This window comes from Kitasatospora putterlickiae (assembly GCF_039527695.1).
In the GTDB taxonomy this organism is placed as follows: domain Bacteria; phylum Actinomycetota; class Actinomycetes; order Streptomycetales; family Streptomycetaceae; genus Kitasatospora; species Kitasatospora putterlickiae.
The window spans coordinates 15,870-18,086 of record NZ_BAAAKJ010000056.1; the positions used below are offsets into that span (position 1 = coordinate 15,870).

General features: G+C 73.3%; 3 protein-coding genes and 1 pseudogene. All 4 read right to left on the reverse strand.

Annotated features, from left to right (window positions below):
• On the reverse strand, nucleotides 1-350 hold a 350-nt coding region (locus tag ABD308_RS06545), incomplete at its 3' end, for a dihydrofolate reductase family protein (protein WP_425554707.1).
• Between the two features lie 89 nt (nucleotides 351-439).
• Complete coding sequence (locus ABD308_RS06550) at nucleotides 440-1,054, reverse strand: vitamin K epoxide reductase family protein (protein WP_344328738.1); 615 nt, start codon at nucleotides 1,052-1,054, stop codon at nucleotides 440-442.
• Nucleotides 1,051-1,875: a DsbA family protein gene (locus ABD308_RS06555; protein WP_344328748.1), complete on the reverse strand. Its 825-nt coding sequence runs from the start codon at nucleotides 1,873-1,875 to the stop codon at nucleotides 1,051-1,053. The genes ABD308_RS06550 and ABD308_RS06555 overlap by 4 nt, the downstream gene beginning before the upstream one ends.
• 84 nt (nucleotides 1,876-1,959) lie before the next feature.
• Nucleotides 1,960-2,217, reverse strand: a pseudogene (locus tag ABD308_RS06560) (hypothetical protein); the annotation flags it as partial.

A 2,217-nucleotide genomic window follows, 5' to 3' on the forward strand; every position in this document is an offset into this window, starting at 1 on the left:
GTGCCGTCGGGGTCGTTGAAGTAGGCGACCTTGGTGCCCAGGGCCGCCTCCGGGGTGACCTCGGGGAGCACCGTGGTGTTCCAGTCGGCCCGCCGCAGGGTGCGGGAGAAGACCGTCTTCGGCATCGCCCGCCAGATCCGGGCGAACTCGGCCATCCAGGGTTCGAGGTCCGGGTCGCGGTCGGCGGTGGGCCAGTAGTCGGCGAGCAGCTGGTGGGTGATCCGCCCGGAGACGAAGCCGCCCATCCGGCCGAGCTCGGCGTTGAGGTAGCGGTGCACCTCCTCGTCGACGCGGCCCCACGAGATGTCGTGGTCAGGCCCCTCGAAGCGGCCGTCCAGCGACACGGACATGAAAAGAACGATCTTCGACATCGCGGCCTCGCCCGGGATCGCGGGGCGCCCGCCTCCGGGCCGACGCGGGTCCGGAGGCGGGCGGGGGGTCAGATCAGCGTGGACCAGTAGTACCAGAACCGCTTGAGGATCAGCAGCGCGATCACCGCGTACCAGAGCGCCGGCACCACCCAGTGGTAGCGTGCCGCCTCCCGCACCACCGGGCGCAGGCCGCGCGGCACCGGGATGATCCCCGACCGCAGGTTGTGCAGCGTGGTGTACCAGAACAGCGGGATCATCGCCGCCCAGACCACCATGCAGTACGGGCAGAGCGCCCCGATCCGGTACAGCGCCTGGTACATCAGCCAGGTCACGAAGCCGACCCCGAACACCGTGCCGGCCTGCAGGCCCAGCCAGAACCAGCGCCGGTACGCGGCGCCCGCCAGCAGCCCGGCTCCGATCGCGATCACCACCGCGAACCCGGCGAGGCCGATCAGCGAGTTGGGGAAGCCGAAGGCCTCGGCCTGGTCGCTGCGCATGATCGAGCCACAGCTGATGATCGGATTGATATTGCAGTTCGGAACGTACGACGGGTCCTTCAGCAGCCGGATCTTGTCCAGCGTGAGGACGGCCGAGGCGAACAGGCCCAGCGCGCCGCCGATCACCAGCAGCAGGGCGAACGGGCGGCTCGCGCCGTGGACGCGGCGCTCGGCGGCGGCGGTCATCCGGTCACCTGCTTGACCATCGCGGTGAACGTCCCGGGCGAGACGGGCGCGCCGCCCGCGAAGACGTCCAGCTTCCGCCCGTCCAGCCGGACGGTCGGGGTGCCGGTGACGCCGGTCTTGTCGAAGGCCTTGTTCACCTGGTTGGCCCACGGCAGGTAGGTGCCGTCCTGGACCGCCTTGACGAAGCCGTCCGTCTTCAGGCCCGGCACCTGGCCGGCCAGGTCGAGCAGGTGGTTGACGTCGGCGAAGGCGTCCTCGCGCTCGTCCGGCTGGTTGGCGTAGAGCACGTCGTGGAACTGCTTGAACTTGTCCACGCCCTCGTTCAGCGCGGCGCCGGCGGCGGCCAGCGCGGTGCGCGAGCCCTTTCCGCCGAGGCCCTGGTCGAGGAAGGTCGCCAGGCGGTACTCGATCTTGTACGTGCCGGCGTCGGCGAGCTGCTGCATGGTCGACCCGGTGGTGGTCTCCAGCTGCTCGCAGTACGGGCAGCGGAAGTCCTCGTAGACCTCCAGGGTGTGCGGGGCGTCGGCGTTGCCGTAGGTGATCACGGTGCCGTCCGCGCCGCCCGCGTTGGCCGGCACCACCAGCGGGCCGGAGGCCGCGGTGTCGTCGGAGCCGGAGGAGCCGCCGACGGCGAAGGCCACGCCCGCCACCAGGGCGAGCACGGCGGCGGAGGCGGCGCCGACCACGGTGCGGCGGCGGATCCGGGCGGAGCGCTCGGCGCGCTCGCGCTCCTCGCGCATCCGCTCGGTGGCGGCCCGGCGGGCGGCCTTGCGCTCGGCGGCGGAGGCGCTCCTGGGGGTCTTCTTGGGGGAGGTGCTCATGGGAAAGGTCGTCCTGGTGCTCGTGGAACGGCGTGCGGGCGCGGAGGCGGCACGGCCGGCCGAGGACCTTCTGGCGCGGGTCGTTCAGCAGGCCGGCGCGAGCGCCGGCGGGCCGCGCCGGACGGCGGGGCGCAGCAGGACGGACTCGGCGGGCACCCGGACCCGGCTGGCGCGCGGGAACGGCACCCGGACCACCGGGCGGGCCGGCAGCGGGGCGACGAGCAGCAGCAGCCAACGGCGGGCGGCGGCGGGCAGGCGCTGGGCGAAGTCGCCGAGGATCCGCACCGTGCGGGCCAGCGAGCGGAGCGCGGCGTCGGCGCCGCGCAGCCAGGCGGCGGCGGC